A 19,340-nucleotide genomic window follows, 5' to 3' on the forward strand; every position below is an offset into this window, starting at 1 on the left:
CAAGGTTGGTATTTAAAACAAACAGTAAGCCTATTATTTTAGTTATTATTACTAACTTATTAGACCTTTTTACTTACGCTTTCACTGCATGAGTTATACGCTTTTTCGTGTTACAAACTTCAACCTAATAATATGAGTATATTTTCATTGCCATTTGATCGATGAGTGCCCACTAACATTGCAGTAATTGGAGAACTCCTTTGTCACCATGAAAGTCGAACATTAACAACGTAGTTGGTTGCTTAAAGTGGTGCTCTCTGACCGCAAAGGCAATTAAAGCGAGAGAAGAACAACTGCCCATTGTGCCCCACAACTCATTGATAAGCTGCGGTTGTTCTGGGTTCGTGAATCGTTCTGCTTTCGCCCCCAGAGCAAAGCCGTAATCTTCCGAATGCATGCGCAGGTTCGTCATATCGGAATACACTTCACCAAATGAATCGAGCTTTTTAGTCGCACGTTGAACAAGTCGAAACATGCCTCTTCGGTCTGAAGTGTTTAATTCCGTATCAATGTAGCCAAGCTGCGCTTGAGGCTTAAGTTTCAATGTTTCTACGGTGTTTTTTCGACAAAGAATTAAACCCGCCCCACCCTCGCTCGGAATAACGCCCCATGGATTATTGGTACTAATTACCATCGCATCGTCGATGAGTGTTTGCATCGAACTCACCAAGGAATCGACACTGATACACATCATAGCATCATATTTATCCAATGATTTCATGGCCTGGAGAACGAAACTAGGCCCACTGGCATGAACAGCATTCACCACAGAGAGAAATTCAGCATAGTTACTTTCACCAAGCCATTCTTGCACCTTTACTAGAGAAACAGACACAGGCACCGCTATAAGCAAAGGTATTGGTCTCAATGAACGTGGTAACTGCGCTAACAATGAATCAAGCAAGTGGGTGATTAACTCACACGTTTTTTCAAACTGCTCACTTTCTTTGGTGTATTCGATTTTGGCGTAAGTAAAACGCTCGATACCATCATCCCCTACACATTGGTCGAATCTTCCTAAATCAGCATACGAAACTGCACTAGCAATATCTAAATTCATACCGGTTGGCGTCATCACTTCCATCCCTAGCACGTAACGGCCTGTTGAATTATGCATGCTCGCTTACCTCTTCCAACTTAGTGATGGATGTCGACACCAACAAATGCTCCTTGCCCTGACAAGGAAACGCAGCGGTGTAACTGATTGATATAGTTTTCTTTTCCGCATCAACGAATAAGGTGTACATCGCCATATCAGCTTGATAACTTTGATCTTTGAACGTCGCGATCGCACGGTATTTTTCTTTAGGAATTCGAAATGAAAGCGTGTCATCATGACAAAAACCACTCATCATCAAACGCTCCCCCCCACGAAGGAAGCCTTTGCACTGTTGATCAATAGGCGCGCTTTGGAAGAACCGCTTATCAAAATCGAGTGGCAACATTGGCTTGCGATTCTCAATCCAATCGTCATCGAACGTGCCGGCCAGCTTCTGGCGCGACTCAAAGAACGGAGGCACAGGCCCGAACCCCGCAACGCGTAGCTTTTTCGCGGCGGCACTCCAGTCCTCTCGGGGATAAAAAATCGAGGGTACTTTCTGTTCAAGCAATTCTTTGTTGGAGTCGGCAACCCCACCACCTATTCGGTTACGTAAATCACCGCCTACCGCGCAAGTGTAATCAATGTCTTTTTCAATAAATGGGACTGGATTGCTCAGCGTGATACTGCCAGCATGCTCAACCCATACGCGTTCCCCGTGAATAGCGAGAATCTTATCGATATGACCATCAATCAACACGCGACACTCTTGGTATGTCACTGGCTTTTTCGCGTAACTGCGCGCTTTGCCGTAAACAAGTACATCTGTGTTGTCTTTGGTATACGCGAACTCGTGGTCAACTTTCATCGCAGAGAAGCCTTCTTCGCCCAAATATTGGGGATCATCGAAGATTTCACTTTCACCTAATTCGTGCCAAACCACACCATCGAATTGCCATGTGCGTTTGGCGACCACAACCCACACTTCATCGCCGTTTTCGTCACGTTGAAAACGACCTTTAAGTGATAGCTCAGGGTGCGCCTCAATATCCCATAACTGCATTGCTATTCCTTAAGTTGAATCGTTCGCTCGCAGAAGGTGCGGCCTTTAAATTGTTAAAGTTCCAGTCTTGTTGATGAATCGGCATTGCCATATCCCAAGGCACGTAGGCTCTGGATTGAATACAGATTTGGCGCCATAGCCAGTCGCGGAACAGCACATCAACGTTAGAATCTTGCATCGCAGCTAACGTAGACTCGAAGCTCAATGCGTAACCCAAGCGGCTTGGTAGATTTTGGATATATTTTTCATCTTCCACCCACTCATTGAGCAGATCGACGATCTCTTCCCATTCATACTCGACACCAACATCTTGCGGAGTCAGAGGAAGAAGCTTTCCGTAGACGACATACAAGGCTTGAAGCCAAATTTCACCTTCAGCTTCCTCCAGACTTTCCAAGTGCTCGATGATTTGGGGCACCAGTTTCCAATCACCACTCAGCGCAAAATCAACAGGTGCTAATGAAGAAGAGATATCAAACGCCTCAAACTCTTTTAACTCAAGCAACTTGGCGTAAGTGAGCACTTGCGCTGATGGTAATCTATTTGGTTCGATGCCAAAGCACTGACGGAACCAAGTGCCTCTGTCACGTTTGGTAATCAAACGTTCAAATAGATATTGTTCGCTGCCTGCATTGTCATTAAGCCAATCAATCCCCTCTTTTACGTCTTGTAAAACGAGCAGTGGCAAAGCAACTTGAGAGCTAATGATGCTGGCTTTGTGCCAGCGCTTGATGAGAGAAACACTTAATGTTTGACGTACACGTAAGCATTCAAAGTAAAACGCACTGGATGTCGCATTGCCCTCAATAAGCTCCGAAAGCGTGCTATCCATAGATTCAACCGGAGATTGTACGGCAATGACCATTGCGGTTTTAGCGTCAATATCTTCGAGTAAACTCAATCCGCACAAAAGGTTATCCAACTCTGAGCCCAACTCGCCCTGTAGCATCAGCCAGCTGTAGATTTCTGGCTCCTGGCCTCTTAACTGATGAATCAACCCCGGTGCTAGCCGATAAAACGACAAGTACACCTGCTTCAGTTCTTCAATTTGGCGTTCGATCAGCTTGAGATACGCCAACTCACGACTTGGATAACCCCTTTTGTGAATTTGAACTCGCTGCCTGATTAAAAACCCGATACTTTCAGAAGCAATGGACAGCTTTTCATTACAGAAATCCAGCCATGTTACTGGCAACTGGGAAAGGTCATTCACAGCGCGATCAGCTTTTGCTAACGCGCCTTCGACTTCTTGATTGGTTATGGGTGCCTTTAGGTGCTCGACACCGATTCTTTGTCGCATCTAGTTATCCGTTATTAGCGTGCCATAACGCGATTGCAATTAGTTAATACAAAGTAATTAGCTAACTCGACGTAAATTAGCTAATGCTAGGTAATTAGTTAATTGCGATCGTTCCGCCTTGAATTTTTTGTGCTTTTTCTGCTTGAGAAGTGACGTACTTCGCTTTAGTGGTAATTCGTCCATCGCGCCCGCTATAGCGAGTTTCTGTCTCACCACTTTTGACTACCAACTCTTGTTCTGTCTCGATAACCATCTTCTTCGCTCGCAATACAAACTCGTCAGAGTCATCCAGAATGGAGAAGAAAATGTCCGTCACAAGAGGCAAGCTTAAGTCGTCGTTCAAAAATTCAACTCGACAACTTAATCGATTATCGATAGCCATTTGCAGCTCAGAACGACGAAAGCCACGTCCTAGTCTCGCAGTGAGTGGCTGCTTAAATGGGTTACCATCAAAATCAACTCGCACACTGCCCGTAGACTCATTGATAGCCACTATTCTTCCAAAACGCGAAAAGCAAGCCGTTGATTCGGCTTGCTGCTTTGATATTACTTCTGTTGTAAGAGGTTGTTTTTCCATTGTTAGTTAACCACTACGTTGCCACCTTTCACGACGACTTTGTCACTGCCTTCGATCGTAATAGCCGAGCCTGATAACTTTATTGAACCATCACTGTTCATCACTAAAGAGGAACCACCCGTTTTCAATACAATCTTGTCGCCACTGATAATTTGCGTTGCACCATCAGCTTTATAAGCGGTATTCCCTTTCACTGATACCGTTAAGTTGCCACCAACCGTCTGGTTATCATCCGCACCAATATCTGAACTCTTAGACGCACCGATAGTAAGGTTACTGTTTTCGCCAATATCTAAGTCATCATTTTTACCGATCTTAGTCGTACGGTTATCACCAATTTCTAAGTCAGAATTGTTTTTCACATACTGGGCTTCGTTCGCGTTGTATGTAACGGTAACGTCTTGCTCGACTGTCTCGGTAAACGTACTGTTTACCTGTGTCGTTTTATGCCCATGAATGGTTTCTTTATGGTCACCATGAACTTCATTCGTTTGGTGACGTGCAACCTTCAAGAATTCATCTTGACCGATATCACGGTAACGGTTGTTGAGCACCTTGGTCGACATGTCTTTTTGAGCGTGAATATAGACTTCTTCTTGGTTCGCTTCGTCTTCAAAACTCAACTCGTTGTAACCTGTTCCTTTGTGCGTTTGCGTGCGGAACGTGGTACGAGTTTTGTTTTCTGGCAAAGAGTACGGTGGGAAATGCAAACCGTTGTAAACTGCGCCCGTAACTAACGGACGATCTGGGTCCCCCTCAAGGAAAGTTACTACGACTTCGTGGCCAATACGCGGCAAATAAACTGCGCCCCATGTTGGCGCCGCCATGGATTGGCTTACACGAATCCAACAGCTTGAATGCTCGTTGTTATCACCGTAGCGATCCCAATGGAACTGTACTTTCACTCGACCAAGCTTGTCGGTGTAAATCTCTTCACCTTCTGGTCCTACAACAACCGCCGTTTGCGGGCCATCAACCACTGGTGCTGCTAGTTTAGGCGCTTTAAATACCACATCACGTGGAATACATGAGAACTGGTTGTAGTAAGTAGTTGGCATACCACTCGCTTCATCTTCATGCACTTGCGGATCTTGACCTGTGTGCATTACAGACAACATGAGGTAATCGCGGTTAATCTCAGAACGCGGGTGGTCACTGACGTTAAAGCTGTAACCAGATGCTAAGCGCATTACGTCACTCGTTGCTTCCACTTGTTGATTATCGACTATGTGTTCCGACATCCACTCCGTGGTTCTCACCTGCCCCATCAGCGGGTCGACGTATCGTCCAGGATAATCAAACTGCTTGAGATCTTGGTCTAGCTCGCCAGCCTGTGTCATCTCTTGTGGAATTTTAGGGTGTTCGTAGTTGTAATCTGTGTACGTAACCTGTCCCGTTCTAACGCGGTTAACTAACTCGAGATCAGAGATATGTTCGCGATCGGCAACACCGCCACCATCGGCATGATAAACAATCGGCCCAATGTAAGAAGCATTTAGTGGCGAGCTTATCAAAGGTGCAATCGCGTCATTACTGTCGACAATGACCATCGTATGATTTGAATCGCTATGGTCAAAGTAATACCACATACCGTGTTCAGCCATCATACGCTGCACGAAGTGCAAGTCAGACTCACGGTATTGCAGAACGTATTCTTTTGGAGGATAAGTACCCGACACTTCAAATCGGTAATCGGTGACTGCCCCATCATCGAGTACTTCTGTGATGATGTCTTGCGCTGACTTTTGCTGGAAAATACGACAATCTTGGCGCTGAGATAAGAACCAAGCTTGAGGCACCAAGACTAATTGATAACGAGAAAAACGACGCCCAGTCCCTAAGTAACGAACTTCATTCACCACGCCGTTGAACACACGCGCAGCCCCAACACCTTGTCCGTAAAGTGTCAATGTTCCTGCTTTACGTATTAACTCATCGAACGAGATATCTGGATCAAGTGAAAGTAATGAGAGATTGATGTGGAAAGGCTTAGATAACTCTTCATGAACATGAAAGCTCTCGACCCGAAATTCATGCCCACATCCAGGCACTTCAAATTTAAATTCTACGTCATTCACCATATCTTTTACCTGATACAAATAATCGAATTAGGGCCAACAATCGTTGGCCCTGAATCTTTACGCGACGAGCAATTAAGCTTCGCGTGGAGCACGCCAGTCGTCGTTACCCGCAGTACCACAGTTTTCGTGAGTTACTTCGATCGCACGGTAAGTGAACTTAAGCACTTCTTCTGTCACGCGGTCAGCTGTTGCTGCGTCTTGACAGTGGTTCATACGAGTTTGGATATCGACAAGTAGCGCATCAATCAATTTGATTGAGTAGTAGTGCTCTTGTTTACCTTGAACTGAAGTGCGGTAGAAGCGGATCACACACTCAGGAAGTTTTTCGCCAGATACTAGTGCGTTGAATAGTAGTGGAGATGAGCGATCTTGAACTTTAGTTACAACAAGTGGACGGTGTACACGTTGACCAGTTGGCTGACCACTTTGTGGATCACGTGGAACTGTTAGCACGTGATCAAGTTCTTGTACTAGGAACTCATCAACGTGAGCTTCTTGCCATGTGTTACCTACTGAATCTGCAGAGTAAGTCTCTTTAGTAATATGGCCTTGAGTCTCACCTTGGATAGACATATATGCTGGAGTTGGCATCGCTATTTCCTTTTCTAAAATCTGTTTTGTTTAAATCACCAAATCGCTTATCACCGCGACTAGTTGGTATAATCAAAGTCCGTGCCAACTTTAAAAATCAAACAAAAACAACAACTTAAGCAATACCAGGCATTGTTCACTAATATATTGAGTACAATTTATTGGATAAAAAACCAAAAAGTTGGATTAAGATAATAATAAATTGTTCTAACTTTAAAAAGTGAAAATAACCATATAAAACCGTGTAAATAAAGTCATTAAAACTAATAAATCCGACACTTTTACTATCAATTAATTTAGAATAACAACGCCATTAAAATAACCACAAACATTAATGTCACAATAATCATTAAAAATAACCAACAAACGATAGTCAAAATATCTTGATAAAAAAAGAACGCAATTACTTTTAGTATAATAGCCGCTACCTCTTTTCCTCTAAAGAATAAAATGGCTATGATAAATATAAACCTTTCTTCATTAATTCAGCGTCTACACCCGATTGCAAAAGTAGCATTAGAAGACGCCGCTGCACTTGCAGTCTCTGAAAAAGCAAACGAAGTTCAAATTGAGCATTATTTACTGAGTCTATTAGAAAGGCCAAATAGTGATTTTGACGTCTTATTGAGTCATTTTGATTGTTCTGAGAACTTATTAAGACAATCGGTTCGATCCACACTCGACACCAACGCCAAAGGAAATGGCAGCAAACCTGTTTTTTCTGCTTTATTAATCGAATGGTTGCAAGAAAGCTGGCTGGTTTCTTCTTTAGATCTATCCGAAACACAAATCCGCTCTGGTGCCTTACTCCTTACTCTTGTTAGCAACCCTCTCCGTTACGGCCAACATGGTTACGCCTCTATCCTTGAAGCGGTAAACCCTGACAGCCTTAAGCGTAACTTTGCAGAGCTAACAAGCCACTCTATTGAGGCGCAAGTTGCTACTTCAGAGAAAACACAAGCTCGTGAGGATGGCTCAGCACTGAGCAAGTTCACGACAGACTTCACTGGTAAAGCACGCAAAGGCGAAATCGATCCTGTTTTCTGCCGTGACCAAGAAATCCGCCAAATCGTGGACATCCTTGCTCGTCGCCGTAAAAACAACCCTATTGCTGTTGGTGAACCGGGCGTTGGTAAAACCGCAGTAGTAGAAGGTTTGGCACTTAAGATTGTACAAGGTGACGTACCAGACAACCTCAAAGGTGTTGAGCTTTACGGCCTGGACATGGGTCTTCTGCAAGCTGGTGCAAGCGTAAAAGGCGAATTCGAAAAACGCCTAAACGCAGTATTGGATGAAGTGAAAAACTCGCCAACCCCTATCATTCTTTTCATCGATGAAGCGCACACCCTTGTTGGCGGCGGTAACCAAGCGGGCGGCAGCGACGCGGCAAACTTGCTAAAACCAGCCCTAGCACGTGGTGAAGTGAAAACCATCGCCGCAACAACATGGTCGGAATACAAGAAGTACTTCGAGAAAGATCCTGCCCTTGCACGTCGTTTCCAATTGGTGAAACTCGACGAACCATCTCCTGAACAAGCAGCATTGATCATTCGTGGTCTGCGCCCTGCTTATGAAAAATCACATAACGTTTACGTGCGTGACGATGCTATCACTGCTGCGGCAGCACTTTCTGCTCGTTACATCTCTGGTCGTCAACTGCCAGATAAAGCCATTGATGTTCTAGATACAGCATGCGCGCGTGTGAACATCAGCCTAAATGCCATTCCGGCGTCTGTAGAAACACTGCAACAAGAACTTGCAGCTCAACAACGCGAGCTTGAAGCACTTGAGCGTGATGCTCTGCAGCAAACTGGCGACAAGCACAGCCTTGCTAACATTCCAGACCTAAAACTGGCAATGGAAACAACGAAAGAAGAGCTAGCAGAACAAGAAGCGCAATGGCACAAAGAAAAAGAGCAGATCCAAGAGATGATTGCTCTACGCTCTCGCTTACATGAACTGGTCTTTGGCGAAACAAATGAAGAAGAGCTTGTTGCAGACGAAGATTCAGAACAAGAGCAAGACGTTTCTCCATATGCAGAAATGGATGAAGAAGCCGTTCGCATTGCAATTTCGGCCTGCCAAGAACAGCTAGATGTAATCCGCAATGGCAACCCACTGGTTCACTTTGAAGTGGGCCCAGATGAAGTCAGCCATGTGATCTCGGACTGGACTGGTATTCCAATGGGTAAGATGCTTCAAGACGAAGCAGAAACCACGCTAAAACTGAAAGAAAGCCTAACACAAAGCATCAAAGGCCAAGAATACGCTATCGATGCACTGTCTGAAGGCATTCAAACCGCAAAAGCAGGCTTAGGCAACCCAGACGCACCAACAGGCGTATTCCTGCTGGTTGGCCCAAGTGGCGTGGGTAAAACCGAAACTGCTCGTGCAATTGCTGATCAAATGTTTGGTGGTGAGCGCTTTATGACGACCATTAACATGTCTGAGTTCCAAGAGAAGCACACGGTATCTCGCCTAATCGGTTCACCTCCGGGTTACGTAGGTTACGGTGAAGGCGGCATGCTGACAGAAGCGGTTCGTCAACGTCCATATTCTGTTGTTCTTCTTGATGAAGTGGAAAAAGCCGACCCTGAAGTGTTGAACCTGTTCTACCAAGTGTTCGACAAAGGCACGCTGAACGACGGCGAAGGCCGCACAATCGACTTCAAGAACACGCTGATCGTCATGACCAGTAACCTTGCAACGCACGAAATTGAATCTTTGGTTCATCAATCAAAAGACATCGATGCGAACATCATCGCAGAAGCTATTCGCCCTACTTTGAACCAACACTTCAAACCGGCGCTGTTGGCACGTATGTCGGTACTGCCATTTGTTCCACTGTCTGATGAAGCAATGACTGAAATAATTCACCACAAGCTAAACAAAGTTTCTCAGCGTCTACAGAGCCATCACAAATTGTCTCTGAGCTACGAAGAAAGTTTGGTTGAGTTCGTACTAGGTAACTGTCGCCTTGCTGAAACAGGCGCGCGTAATATCGACGCGGTCATCAACCGTCAGTTGCTGCCGCAACTATCGACTCAGCTATTGGTGCATGACAAGGATGATTCACATACGCAAATCGAAGTGTCTGTCGATGAGCAAGGAACACTAACCTATGCGTTCAGCTAACCATAGCGAACTTAGTAACGCCCTACTTGCGATCAGTCAGTCTTTGGCTGATCGCAGCCAGCTTACCCAAACGTTGGATGCTGTGTTGACCGCTGCGAGACAAATGACCCTCGCAAAGCACGGCATCATTTACGTTTTGGACCAGACTGGGCAGGCGTTGATTCCAAGTACCGCTCACCATAACGATAAAACTATCGTTTCCCATCCTTGGGAAGCATTACAGTTAGACTCAGCCAGTGAGAACGACCCATTTAACTTTGCCATTCGTAATGGTGAAGTGGTGTTGATTAACGAGCTGTATAAGTACAACGGCTATGACTGCGAAAGCATCTATCAAACTGAGCAGACACTGGGATTAAAAAGCGAGAACTTACTGGCTTGGCCTTTGATTGATAGCGAAAGCAAAACCATTGGGCTGTTAGTCTTACTCGATTTAAGTGTTATCGACAATGAAGCTGCATTGACTGAGTTTTGTCGTATGGCCGCGAGTAATATTCGCCAAGCCGTTTGGTTAGAGCAATACGGGCAAGTAATAAAAAATCTCAATGCCGACAATCAAGCCCTAGTGCGCGAGAACACTCAGCTCAAAAAACGTACCCAGAAAGCCTATCAAGGTCCCATTGCAGAGAGCGAAGAAATGCTCAATGTCTTGAATCGTCTTGATAAGGTGCTATCTCTTCCTGTCGACGTTCTGTTGCGTGGTGAAACGGGCGCTGGTAAAGAAGTGATCGCGAAATACATTCACGAAAACTCTAATCGTTCAGAACAACCTTTGATCGTACAGAACTGTGCCGCAATCCCAGAGCAGTTATTAGAGTCAGAACTCTTTGGCCATAAGAAAGGCTCATTCACTGGCGCGGACAAAGACAAAGTCGGTTTGTTTGAAGCAGCCAACGGCGGCACACTATTTTTGGATGAGATTGGTGATATGCCAATGCTACTGCAGGCTAAATTGCTGCGTGTGCTACAAGAACGTAAAGTTCGCCCAATCGGCACCAGCAAAGAGATTGATGTGGACGTGCGCGTAATCGCCGCAACCCACTGTAATCTTATGCAGCAAATCAAAGATGGCGGATTCCGTGCCGATTTGTTCTATCGTTTGAATGTCTTCCCGATTACATTGCCACCTTTAAGAGCACGCAAGTCGGACATCCTCCCTCTCGCAGAGCACTTCGTGCAACACACCACAAACACGCTAGGTTTACCGCAAGCACCGGGGTTAAGTGCCAACGTGCGTAAACAGCTTCTTGCGTACCCATACCCAGGTAACGTGCGAGAGCTTAAAAACATCATCGAACGCTCGGTCCTGCTGTCCGATTTTGAAACCATTACTCACATCGAGTTTGGTGAACAAATCCCAGAAGATACGCCAAGTGTCGAATTGAAAGCAGCATCACCAACCCCGGAACAATCTGTTTATGAGCCAGCACAAGCGGATTTAGAAGACGCTTCAATGGGCCTTAAGGACGTTGTCAGCCAATACGAACGCACAGTGATCATCGATTGCTTAAATGCCTGTAATTGGCACACGAAGAAAGCCGCTGAGCAATTGGCACTTCCAATGAGTACCCTCAACCATAAGATGAAGAAATACGATATTTCTGCAGCTGGTTAAGCGAGAAGCGAGAAGCGAGAAGCGAGAAGCGAGAAGCGAGAAGCGAGAAAATCTTACTTCAGTTTCCATTGATAAGAAAAGAAAAACCGCCCGAAGGCGGTTTTTTTATTTACTTAAAATCCATTTGTTTATCAATATAATTTGGCGATCACTTAGCCTACTTGGCTTAGCTTCGCCTGCTGCCAACCATTCTAAAATAGGTGAAATATCAGAGTAGGTTTTTCCGTAGCGCTCTGCTATTTCTCGTTTCGAAAATAAGTCTCTTTTATCCTCTATTTTCAGAATTTCTTCGGCTCCTCTGATGAGCTCATCCTTACATTTGTACCACGTTACTGGAATGTCTTCACGGTCAACGGCATGTATATTAAGCTTTAATTTTTCTGATTGCGCATGTAAACCTGATCCAATAGGCCCAATAAGTTCAAGTTGAAGGTCAATGTATTCGTGAAAATTATCAACTAGCTTCTCAACTCTCTTAAATGGTTTAAGCCCAGCTACTTTTGAACCTAATACATTGACATATTCAGGCTTGAAAATCTGAGCATAGATATCCGTCTTCTGACGCAATCCAACAAAGTTCGTGATAGCATGACTTTTAAGTTCATTCGAACTCATTCTTGAAAAAGATTGACGTAAGCTCTCAAGCTGAGTGGAAAGCTCAGTTTTTAATGGTGCTCCATGCTTTTGTGAGGTCATTACGTCAAACTGCCATTCATTATCTTTTTCAACGATGGTACCTATTCGATATAACTCCCCTTTACCCAAAGTGAAGTGAGTTCCACCTGACACACCAGGTAGAAAATCAATACTATTGGTAAGCTCAACCGCTCGCAATTTGGCCTCAACGCCTATCACTTTACCAGGCGCAAATCCTAGGTTACTGAAATGTGTATCAGGACAGTGTTTAGTCTTAACGACCGCTAGGCAATTGACCCACTTACTCCAATCAAAATCCTCAACCTCTTCTTTGTAGTACCGCGCGAAATCAGAGTATTTACCCTCAAGACCTTGCTGCATTATATGGAGTTCAACGGTCGGATCATCAAACACTTTAGGGAAACTACCTTGATCTGCATCCGGTTTTGGCGCTGACAGGAAGCTTTTTGAAACTAATAAATGATCAGCATGTTTAATGTCTTTATTTTTACCAAATTGATAAAGTCGAGAGGGACTTAATGAAAGATCGAATGTAGAAATCCCCCATGTACCCCAAAAGTCATAATTAATAGGTTCGAATGAATCATTCAACCCTTTGATGCCCACAAGGTACTCATACTGTAGAGGTAACTCACCGGTGCGTAATTCTCTATTTTCTTCTTCAAACAAGCGGTTCAAATATATGTTTTTCAGCGAACCGGACGGAATCCACGGTCTTGTTCCTTTAATTTTATTGACTCCAAAAACAAAAGACGGTTCGATAATGACGCCCCAGGTTTCATCATCAGATTGCTCGCTCACCAGCGCTTTTTCTTTAGAAGTCAAACTTAAATTATCGACTATCGGCTTAATATCTCGCAGGTACTCTGAGCTTTTATTGACGATTTTGGACCCTTTCTTCACCGCATCTTCTATAGTTGAGTAATTCGACCAATTCCAACGAGCTTGAACCTCAATTCCCACTCGATGTAAAAAGCGGCGCTTTTCTGGCTCTAATGACTCGACCGCTTCTTTAGCTAAGACGACGATAATCCTAACCTCATCAAACGGTGACAAAGACCCATACTCTGCTAGGAACTCATCCATTGCTATCCATTTTTTTGGTGCTCCGTCACGAGCCGTTTTAACTGATATTGACTGTTTAGCTCCTTTGTATAGCGCTTCCAGATCTTCAGTTTTGAAGGGAACTTCGAACATTTTGACAAGTGCTTGAGTATTAGCGGATGCCATGTAGTGAATTGGGCTGTATTCCATAAATGGTCTTGGGCTTTCGCTATCCTTAGCGTCAGAGTACCAATCGCTCAACTGTCTGCCCGCAATACTTGCCCCTAGTTGTGCGTAAGCAGAATAAGTGCTGGCTTTTAGGAGTGATAACTCAGCTTGTGCATAGTCCGAATCCATATAGAACTCGTCTAAGTGAACCATACCAAACCCATTCTCATTGAGTTGCCACTGATCGTTGAGCAAAAACTGTTCAATGTAGCCAGCAATATGTTCATCCGAGACGTTGACACGCTCGCCTGACATCTCTTGATAGTTTCGTTCAAGCAATAATCGACTCAAGCCATTCAACGCATGCGCACGTTTGTAATAACTTGACTTCATCTCGTCAGAGAGACTTTCTGAACCAAATGACAGTATTTGTTCTTGAGAGACAATATTTTGGTATTGTATTTTTTCAAGATTATTTCGTAACTTTAAAGTGTCTGCTTCTTCAGTAATCAAGTCATAAAGATTTGAGAACAGCGAAGATCCTGCCTTGCCTACCGTATAAACAAAGTTAGCAGTAGCCCCTAAGGGCGTTACTGAAGCCTCATCAAGGGCCGTGTCAAGGGCAAGTTCTATTGCATCTAAAGTGGCCGCGTCAAGCTGCATCTCATTAGCAATCATCATTTGACGGGATTTTTCGACGACAGTTAGTCCACCGCGAGAAACTGGATAATCTAAGATTGCTTCAAAATGAAGCAGTAAGTCGACGCGACGATTGCTACGGCGTTGCTCTTCAGAATCATTGGGGACAAGCGGTTCTCGCTCACCTAGACCAATGGCACGTATGCACGTTTTCCAAACGGCCTGGTTAGACGTAATCCCTTCTAATATACATTCTCGTATATAACTCGCTCGCTCTTCTGACAAAGTCTGGTTGTATTCGATCGACCCGCGCGAACAAGTGTGACCTTTTATCGTAATTGGAATCGGGCGGTGTATTTGCGATAGTATCCCCCCCAATTCAATTAAGTTGGCTCTAGCTTTAGGGTTATTTGAGTCGCTACGGTCAAAAGCAAACGTCGTGCTTCTTAATTCGAATATGTGTCGCCCTTTTTTAACCTCGGTATTTAATGAAAGCTCATCGTTGTCTCCAAGCTTGGACAGTAGGTTTTTGAGTTGTTCAAGTGCCTTAGTCTCTGCGTCCAAAAGTGCCTTATCACCAATACTAGCCAAAGATTTCATTCCAGGCTGCTGTACAGTCGCAAGGTACTCAAGCACAACAGAATCAAGCCTTTTGCTCGCCTTATCGTCTTTGTTGTAAGCCTCTACTAAGTTTCCACCTTTAATGATGACATCAGCCAAAGTGTAACCTTTACCGATCTTTTCCGCTATTTGAGTATCTTGTAATAACTGACGCCACTGCGAAGGCACTTCAATCAAATTGATCTTATCTTTCAACTTATCAAATAAGATATTGCCTTTGTCACCGAACAACTTAATCATGTCGATTTGACTCTGGCCAAATGCGGCCGTGTTCGCTGAAAGGTCATTAGCTTTACTTATAACGGACAAACAAGCCTCTGTCGCACCCGCAATATTTCTCATTTCGCTATCAGCACTGCCACCAACAGAAGCCGCAGCAACCTTGGCTACGGTTTGCCAACTTAACTTGTGTTGCATCGTTTGGGCTGCACTTTCAATGTACGCTTTATTGCTTTGTACACTGTGCCATATCTGGGGAGCAATCGCGTTTTTTGGCTCACTAGCGAGTTTTTCAGGCAAATCAGTTGGGCTTTGTTTCAGTTTTTCCAGTAAATTAGGGTAAAGGTGAGGGGCTTGGTTGAACAGTGCTTCCTCTACTGAGATGGGATCACCGTTTACCAAAGCACTGCGCCCAAGCGGGGTTGAGATTGGTAAGTGCAATACTCGTTCGCAAAAACTGTACTGTTCACTTTTAAAGCCGTCCCAATATTCTTTGTTCGCAACAGTTGAGAGATCAATATCAAAACGGCAATGCTGGTTCGCCTCTTCGAGTTTAAACACCGAATCGGAAATTACCCAAAACGTAGCGCTGTAAATGTTCTTTTCTTGACCGTCGATATCTTTGAATTTGACTTCTTTAACATTGCTTACCGCGGTTAAATTACTGCCTTCTGCATCCCCTTTAATACGCAACTGTGAAGGAAAATTCGACAGCGTGACAGTTGCGTCAACGAAGTTGGCATCAGAGAAGTGGACTACAATCGTATATTTCTGTGGTAATACAATGGCTTTTAGCGTACTCAGTTGTTCTAACTCTATCGACTCCTCAAGTTTACCGATAGCAGCAGCATAGTGTTTATCACAGACCTCTTTACTTGGTAATAGTTCAGAGATGGAATAATCACTTTGTTCAGAAACTTGATAATAATTTTCTAAAGGCTTAATTTCTGCTCCCGAGATAAGCGAATTATACAAATTCGCCAGCCATTTACCGTCTTTGCCCTCTTCACTCATAAGATGAATTGGCGCTAAATAAGGCGGAAAAAATAGTAAACGAGAGTGACCAGAGGCAAACGTTGTCGCAGATGCAGGATTACCTTGCAGTGGCAAATCTTGCCCTAAATCTAATGATTCAGGTGCGTTAAAATAGGTAATTTTCCCGAGTGCATCACTGTACAATAACGCCGCTTTCGGTGGCGTTTGAGTCTGGTGCCCTTCGCCATCATAGCTGACAGTCCTAGTTTCACGGTCGTCTTTGTGCGCGAAACATACATTACGTAATGGAAAATATCGACTATTTGGTACCAGTCCCTTGTCATCAAAAAGTTGCCCTAGGAGGTAAACACCACTGACTTTAAGATTTGATTTCGTCATGTAGTTTACTCCTTATTTAGCTTTATTTGAGTAACAGTGTGACGTCACAAAATGATCGCCTTGTCTTTCAATTTGGCATGTACGCTTGCAACGTCGGATTTCAAGTGATGTCCACTTTCCGTAATCTATTTCTTTACACTTTTCTTGCTGTGCTTCCTGATAACGGGCGAAAGCTTGTTTGTATTGAGCGTGGTCTGGTAAGGCAGGGAATTCCTGACGTAAATCATAGTCAGAAAAATTAGGCTGCAAACTCGCTGGAACATAAAGTGAGAAGCCATTAACACTATCGCCTTCCACAGGCGGTTTATACTGGTAAGCGAGTACATCAATCGGCGAGCTCTCATCTGCCTGACGCGCTCTATACAATCTCGGGGTAGGCGCATCCTTGCCACTTAAAACACCGAGTTGCAACGTGTAGCGGCTGTCTTTACTAGCCAAAGGTAAGGCTTTGTCGGTTGCTCGAGTATTAAATGAACGATAGCCATTCTTGGTGTTGCAAGTAAACGCACCGCCGTCCTCCCGCCAGTAGATATAATCTGCAACGGCATTGTACTTTCTCCGCTCTTCGGCTAGATAACATCCCTTAGGGTAAAAACGCTCCTCCTTGTAATGTTGCCAATCGCCAACTCGATAGATAAGATTGGTTTCCTTATCGGCTTTACCCAAAACTTTTTTGCTACGTGAGGTCCTTGTCTTAACCAGAAGTTCCTTCCCATCATTTAACAGCCTTACTCTTTTAATTTTGTCATAGGCAAGATCCCCCCAATTGCCTTCAAGCCATTTCTTTCTAAGCTCAGGAGAATCCGGGTTAGGTAAAGCCAGCGGCAGCTCACTCATAACCATGCTGTTGGTATCAAATTCATACGCTTTGCCAAGTTGCGACATGTAAGCTTTACTGCTGTCAGGCAGCCAGCCACCAAAGTTACAACCGCCGCCAAAGCGTTCAATTTGGCGGGTTTTAAGATCTGCAACGGCGCAACCTTTTAACGAGGCGAATAACCCCATGTTAAAAAATAAGAAGCGGCCATTTGGTGAGCGCTGCGGGCGTAAGTTTTTGGTAAACCCAACTAGGCTGCCAACTTCTTCTGGGGTCAACAAGGTTTGTAGGTTGCTGCCGTCTAAATTCATGGTGTATAAACCAGCTTGTTTGCGGTTTTCAGCACGATAAATCTGAGTAATGATTTGCGGCTTATCTCCGGGGTTGGCCCACTGAGCCAACGGCGCAGTGCGTGGATCTGCAATATCCAATAGCCATGTGGCCTCTTTTGATGTCGCTCCATCTTTGAAGTGTACTGTTGGCATTAAGCGTTCTAAAGCGTGGTTGTAACGCTCTTTTTCCATCTGAGCAATGGATCTTTCTTTTAACCATTGCTGAACTTGTGGGCTAAAGGCACTGCCTACCCCAACGCCCACAATAGCTAATGCGGTCAAGCCAAAAACGACTTTTTTATTCATAACTTACATTCCTAATTCTTGTTTCCACAGCGACATATATTGACTGAGATTCTCTTCTGCATTCAGCTCTTGTTCGCTGCGTTCTGGCTCGGGCTCTACCCTTTCCGCCATTTGAGTCGGAGTCGACCAATTCTGTATTTGCTCAAGAGTTAAGTCTTGAAAAACCAGTTCCGAGTGATGGGTATGACCTGGAGAGGTGATCTGTAAAGTGAATTTTCCTTTTGGGGGAAAACCACCGAGCTGCGCCGTCGCAAAATGTGGGTTTTCTTGGTCATATTGCAGCGCTTCACTCAGTACCCAATCACTTTCACTATCAGATATCACCGCATAATGAATGACAGGAGTATTAAAATCGATCAGCCCGGTTTCAACTGACAATTGAAAACCACTGTTTTTTCCATCCACATAAGCAATCACGGTGTTGCTCTGGTCATAGCTGCGAACGATGGCTTGTTGGTCACTCAGCCAAGGCATATCGTCTTCGGTAACTTTGTGGATCGCTGCGCTGTCTACATCGGAGGTGAATTCTTGTGCACTGAATGACTGCGCGTCACTGTAACTGCTTAATTCATCTAATGGCGTACTGGATTTCTCTAGCAAAGCAGCATCCGATTCTAATGCTTCAATTTGAGCAAAGCGCTTTTGCTTTGGTGAGAAAATGATCTTGAGTCCATTTTCTCCCTGTTGGACTTCACCCGATATTTTGTAAGGTGCCCAAAAATGCGCCATGGCAAAACCGCTTGCGCTTCTTTGTATTACCTGAGGTGTGTCTTTTTTATTTTCTTCTTGCTCTAGGGTACGGTAATACTCGACGTCAACATCTTGGTAATAACCTTTCTCGTTTATGGCCATCTCTCGCCAAAGCTTCCCTTTCCAAAACACATAAAGGAAACCACCGCGGAGGTCAGAAGCTTTTGCTTTGTCTTTGCTGCCATCTAAGTAAGCCAATGGTCTCACAGGCACCAACACGTTATCCCACTCATCCATCTGAGTTTCTTTATCAACGGGTTGCAGGTCTTCGGCGAGTTTAAGCAAAATTGGCTGAGGCTGGTCAGTGCAAGGGATTTTGATATAGAGCGTTTTGCCCTCAGCTTCGAGATCTTTAAATGTCGCGAGGCTGCGGTGTTTGTTTTCTGTATCAGCCTTGCCTACAGTCACTTTTTCTTTTTGAGTTTCCGTTTTTCCCAACATCAAACATGCCGCGTTGCTAGACCACTGCCCTGCAAACTCGACAACAATTTTTTGGTCTGGGCTTGGCTCAGAAGGTACATGCGTGTAACTGCGAACTAGAGCAACATCGTCAGTAACCTGCTTGTAACCCGCTTTAAAAACTTTGCTTTCATTCGAAGCAGGTACAGAGTCAACGAGTGATTTAAGTCTAGGGAAGCTTTGCAGCTGAGAGTCCGTCAATGGCGACCGACGTGCAACGGTAGATAATGACACCCAATTGCCTTTTCCCAATTCGATTCTTATAGCAGCTAGTAATGCGCTGGTCGTTTTTTTGGCAGAGATGGAAATCTTTTGCGCCAATTCTTTAGGGAGGTTTCTAAGGATGTCATCTGAATTTCGCAAACGCGAAAGCTGCCCTATACACTCGTCCGGTGTAAGAACATAAGATAGCTCGTTGGAGGATAGCTTCGAGCTAGGTATAAATTTGCAAACTAAATGCATTTGAATTCTCCACAACCAACATCGTAAATATGGCTGCGGTGACAATTAAGCTGATAAGGCTTACAAGTACGATTTGGTCTGCGTATCCTAC

At 44.4% G+C, this 19,340-nt stretch carries 11 protein-coding genes; 2 read left to right on the forward strand and 9 right to left on the reverse strand.

Features of this window, described 5'->3' with window-relative positions:
* Positions 1-172 precede the first annotated feature (172 nt).
* The 6 genes from R7F67_RS07835 to R7F67_RS07860 form a co-directional block, all read right to left on the reverse strand.
* The gene (locus R7F67_RS07835) at positions 173-1,117 is read right to left on the reverse strand and encodes a hypothetical protein (protein WP_053349229.1); all 945 of its coding nucleotides are present in this window, start codon (positions 1,115-1,117) and stop codon (positions 173-175) included.
* Positions 1,110-2,102 carry a DUF2169 domain-containing protein gene (locus R7F67_RS07840; RefSeq protein ID WP_017633760.1) on the reverse strand — a complete coding sequence of 331 codons (993 nt, stop codon included), beginning with the start codon at positions 2,100-2,102 and terminating at the stop codon, positions 1,110-1,112. The genes R7F67_RS07835 and R7F67_RS07840 overlap by 8 nt, the downstream gene beginning before the upstream one ends.
* Positions 2,083-3,402: a hypothetical protein gene (locus tag R7F67_RS07845; RefSeq protein ID WP_017633761.1), complete on the reverse strand. Its 1,320-nt coding sequence runs from the start codon at positions 3,400-3,402 to the stop codon at positions 2,083-2,085. The genes R7F67_RS07840 and R7F67_RS07845 overlap by 20 nt, the downstream gene beginning before the upstream one ends.
* A 94-nt stretch (positions 3,403-3,496) precedes the next feature.
* Entirely contained in the window at positions 3,497-3,979 is a 483-nt protein-coding gene (locus R7F67_RS07850; protein ID WP_017633762.1) for a hypothetical protein, read from the reverse strand.
* A gap of 2 nt (positions 3,980-3,981) precedes the next feature.
* Positions 3,982-6,060, reverse strand: coding sequence for a type VI secretion system tip protein VgrG (tssI, locus tag R7F67_RS07855; RefSeq protein WP_005373412.1), 2,079 nt, complete (start codon positions 6,058-6,060; stop codon positions 3,982-3,984).
* A gap of 72 nt (positions 6,061-6,132) precedes the next feature.
* Complete coding sequence (locus R7F67_RS07860) at positions 6,133-6,651, reverse strand: Hcp family type VI secretion system effector (protein ID WP_318057137.1); 519 nt, start codon at positions 6,649-6,651, stop codon at positions 6,133-6,135.
* A gap of 456 nt (positions 6,652-7,107) precedes the next feature.
* Here R7F67_RS07860 and tssH point away from each other — a divergent pair, with 456 nt between their 5' ends.
* Both tssH and R7F67_RS07870 read left to right on the forward strand, forming a co-directional pair.
* Entirely contained in the window at positions 7,108-9,786 is a 2,679-nt protein-coding gene (gene tssH / locus R7F67_RS07865; protein WP_213916996.1) for a type VI secretion system ATPase TssH, read from the forward strand.
* Positions 9,773-11,401, forward strand: a complete 1,629-nt coding sequence (locus tag R7F67_RS07870) for a sigma-54-dependent Fis family transcriptional regulator (protein ID WP_213916868.1) — start codon at positions 9,773-9,775, stop codon at positions 11,399-11,401. Before tssH ends, R7F67_RS07870 begins: the two co-directional genes overlap by 14 nt.
* A 105-nt stretch (positions 11,402-11,506) precedes the next feature.
* On the opposite strand, the gene R7F67_RS07875 is transcribed toward R7F67_RS07870, so the two are convergent.
* The 3 genes from R7F67_RS07875 to R7F67_RS07885 are packed head-to-tail and all read right to left on the reverse strand — an operon-like array spanning position 11,507 to position 19,249.
* On the reverse strand, positions 11,507-16,123 hold the full coding sequence (locus R7F67_RS07875; protein WP_318057138.1) for an OmpA family protein: 4,617 nt from the start codon (positions 16,121-16,123) through the stop codon (positions 11,507-11,509).
* Positions 16,124-16,135: 12 nt separating this feature from the next.
* Positions 16,136-17,578 carry a hypothetical protein gene (locus R7F67_RS07880; RefSeq protein WP_318057139.1) on the reverse strand — a complete coding sequence of 481 codons (1,443 nt, stop codon included), beginning with the start codon at positions 17,576-17,578 and terminating at the stop codon, positions 16,136-16,138.
* A gap of 3 nt (positions 17,579-17,581) precedes the next feature.
* The gene (locus tag R7F67_RS07885) at positions 17,582-19,249 is read right to left on the reverse strand and encodes a hypothetical protein (RefSeq protein ID WP_213916866.1); all 1,668 of its coding nucleotides are present in this window, start codon (positions 19,247-19,249) and stop codon (positions 17,582-17,584) included.
* Positions 19,250-19,340: the final 91 nt, after the last annotated feature.

This window comes from Vibrio sp. YT-17 (assembly GCF_033337375.1).
GTDB classification, from domain to species: domain Bacteria; phylum Pseudomonadota; class Gammaproteobacteria; order Enterobacterales; family Vibrionaceae; genus Vibrio; species Vibrio alginolyticus.

What these genes read in the sequence shown, in the direction of transcription:
- R7F67_RS07835 (WP_053349229.1), bottom strand. Translation starts at nt 1,117, where the DNA reads ATGCATAATTCAACAGGCCGTTACGTGCTAGGGATGGAAGTGATGACG.
- R7F67_RS07840 (WP_017633760.1), bottom strand. Translation starts at nt 2,102, where the DNA reads ATGCAGTTATGGGATATTGAGGCGCACCCTGAGCTATCACTTAAAGGT.
- R7F67_RS07845 (WP_017633761.1), bottom strand. Translation starts at nt 3,402, where the DNA reads ATGCGACAAAGAATCGGTGTCGAGCACCTAAAGGCACCCATAACCAAT.
- R7F67_RS07850 (WP_017633762.1), bottom strand. Translation starts at nt 3,979, where the DNA reads ATGGAAAAACAACCTCTTACAACAGAAGTAATATCAAAGCAGCAAGCC.
- tssI (WP_005373412.1), bottom strand. Translation starts at nt 6,060, where the DNA reads ATGGTGAATGACGTAGAATTTAAATTTGAAGTGCCTGGATGTGGGCAT.
- R7F67_RS07860 (WP_318057137.1), bottom strand. Translation starts at nt 6,651, where the DNA reads ATGCCAACTCCAGCATATATGTCTATCCAAGGTGAGACTCAAGGCCAT.
- tssH (WP_213916996.1), top strand. Translation starts at nt 7,108, where the DNA reads ATGATAAATATAAACCTTTCTTCATTAATTCAGCGTCTACACCCGATT.
- R7F67_RS07870 (WP_213916868.1), top strand. Translation starts at nt 9,773, where the DNA reads ATGCGTTCAGCTAACCATAGCGAACTTAGTAACGCCCTACTTGCGATC.
- R7F67_RS07875 (WP_318057138.1), bottom strand. Translation starts at nt 16,123, where the DNA reads ATGACGAAATCAAATCTTAAAGTCAGTGGTGTTTACCTCCTAGGGCAA.
- R7F67_RS07880 (WP_318057139.1), bottom strand. Translation starts at nt 17,578, where the DNA reads ATGAATAAAAAAGTCGTTTTTGGCTTGACCGCATTAGCTATTGTGGGC.
- R7F67_RS07885 (WP_213916866.1), bottom strand. Translation starts at nt 19,249, where the DNA reads ATGCATTTAGTTTGCAAATTTATACCTAGCTCGAAGCTATCCTCCAAC.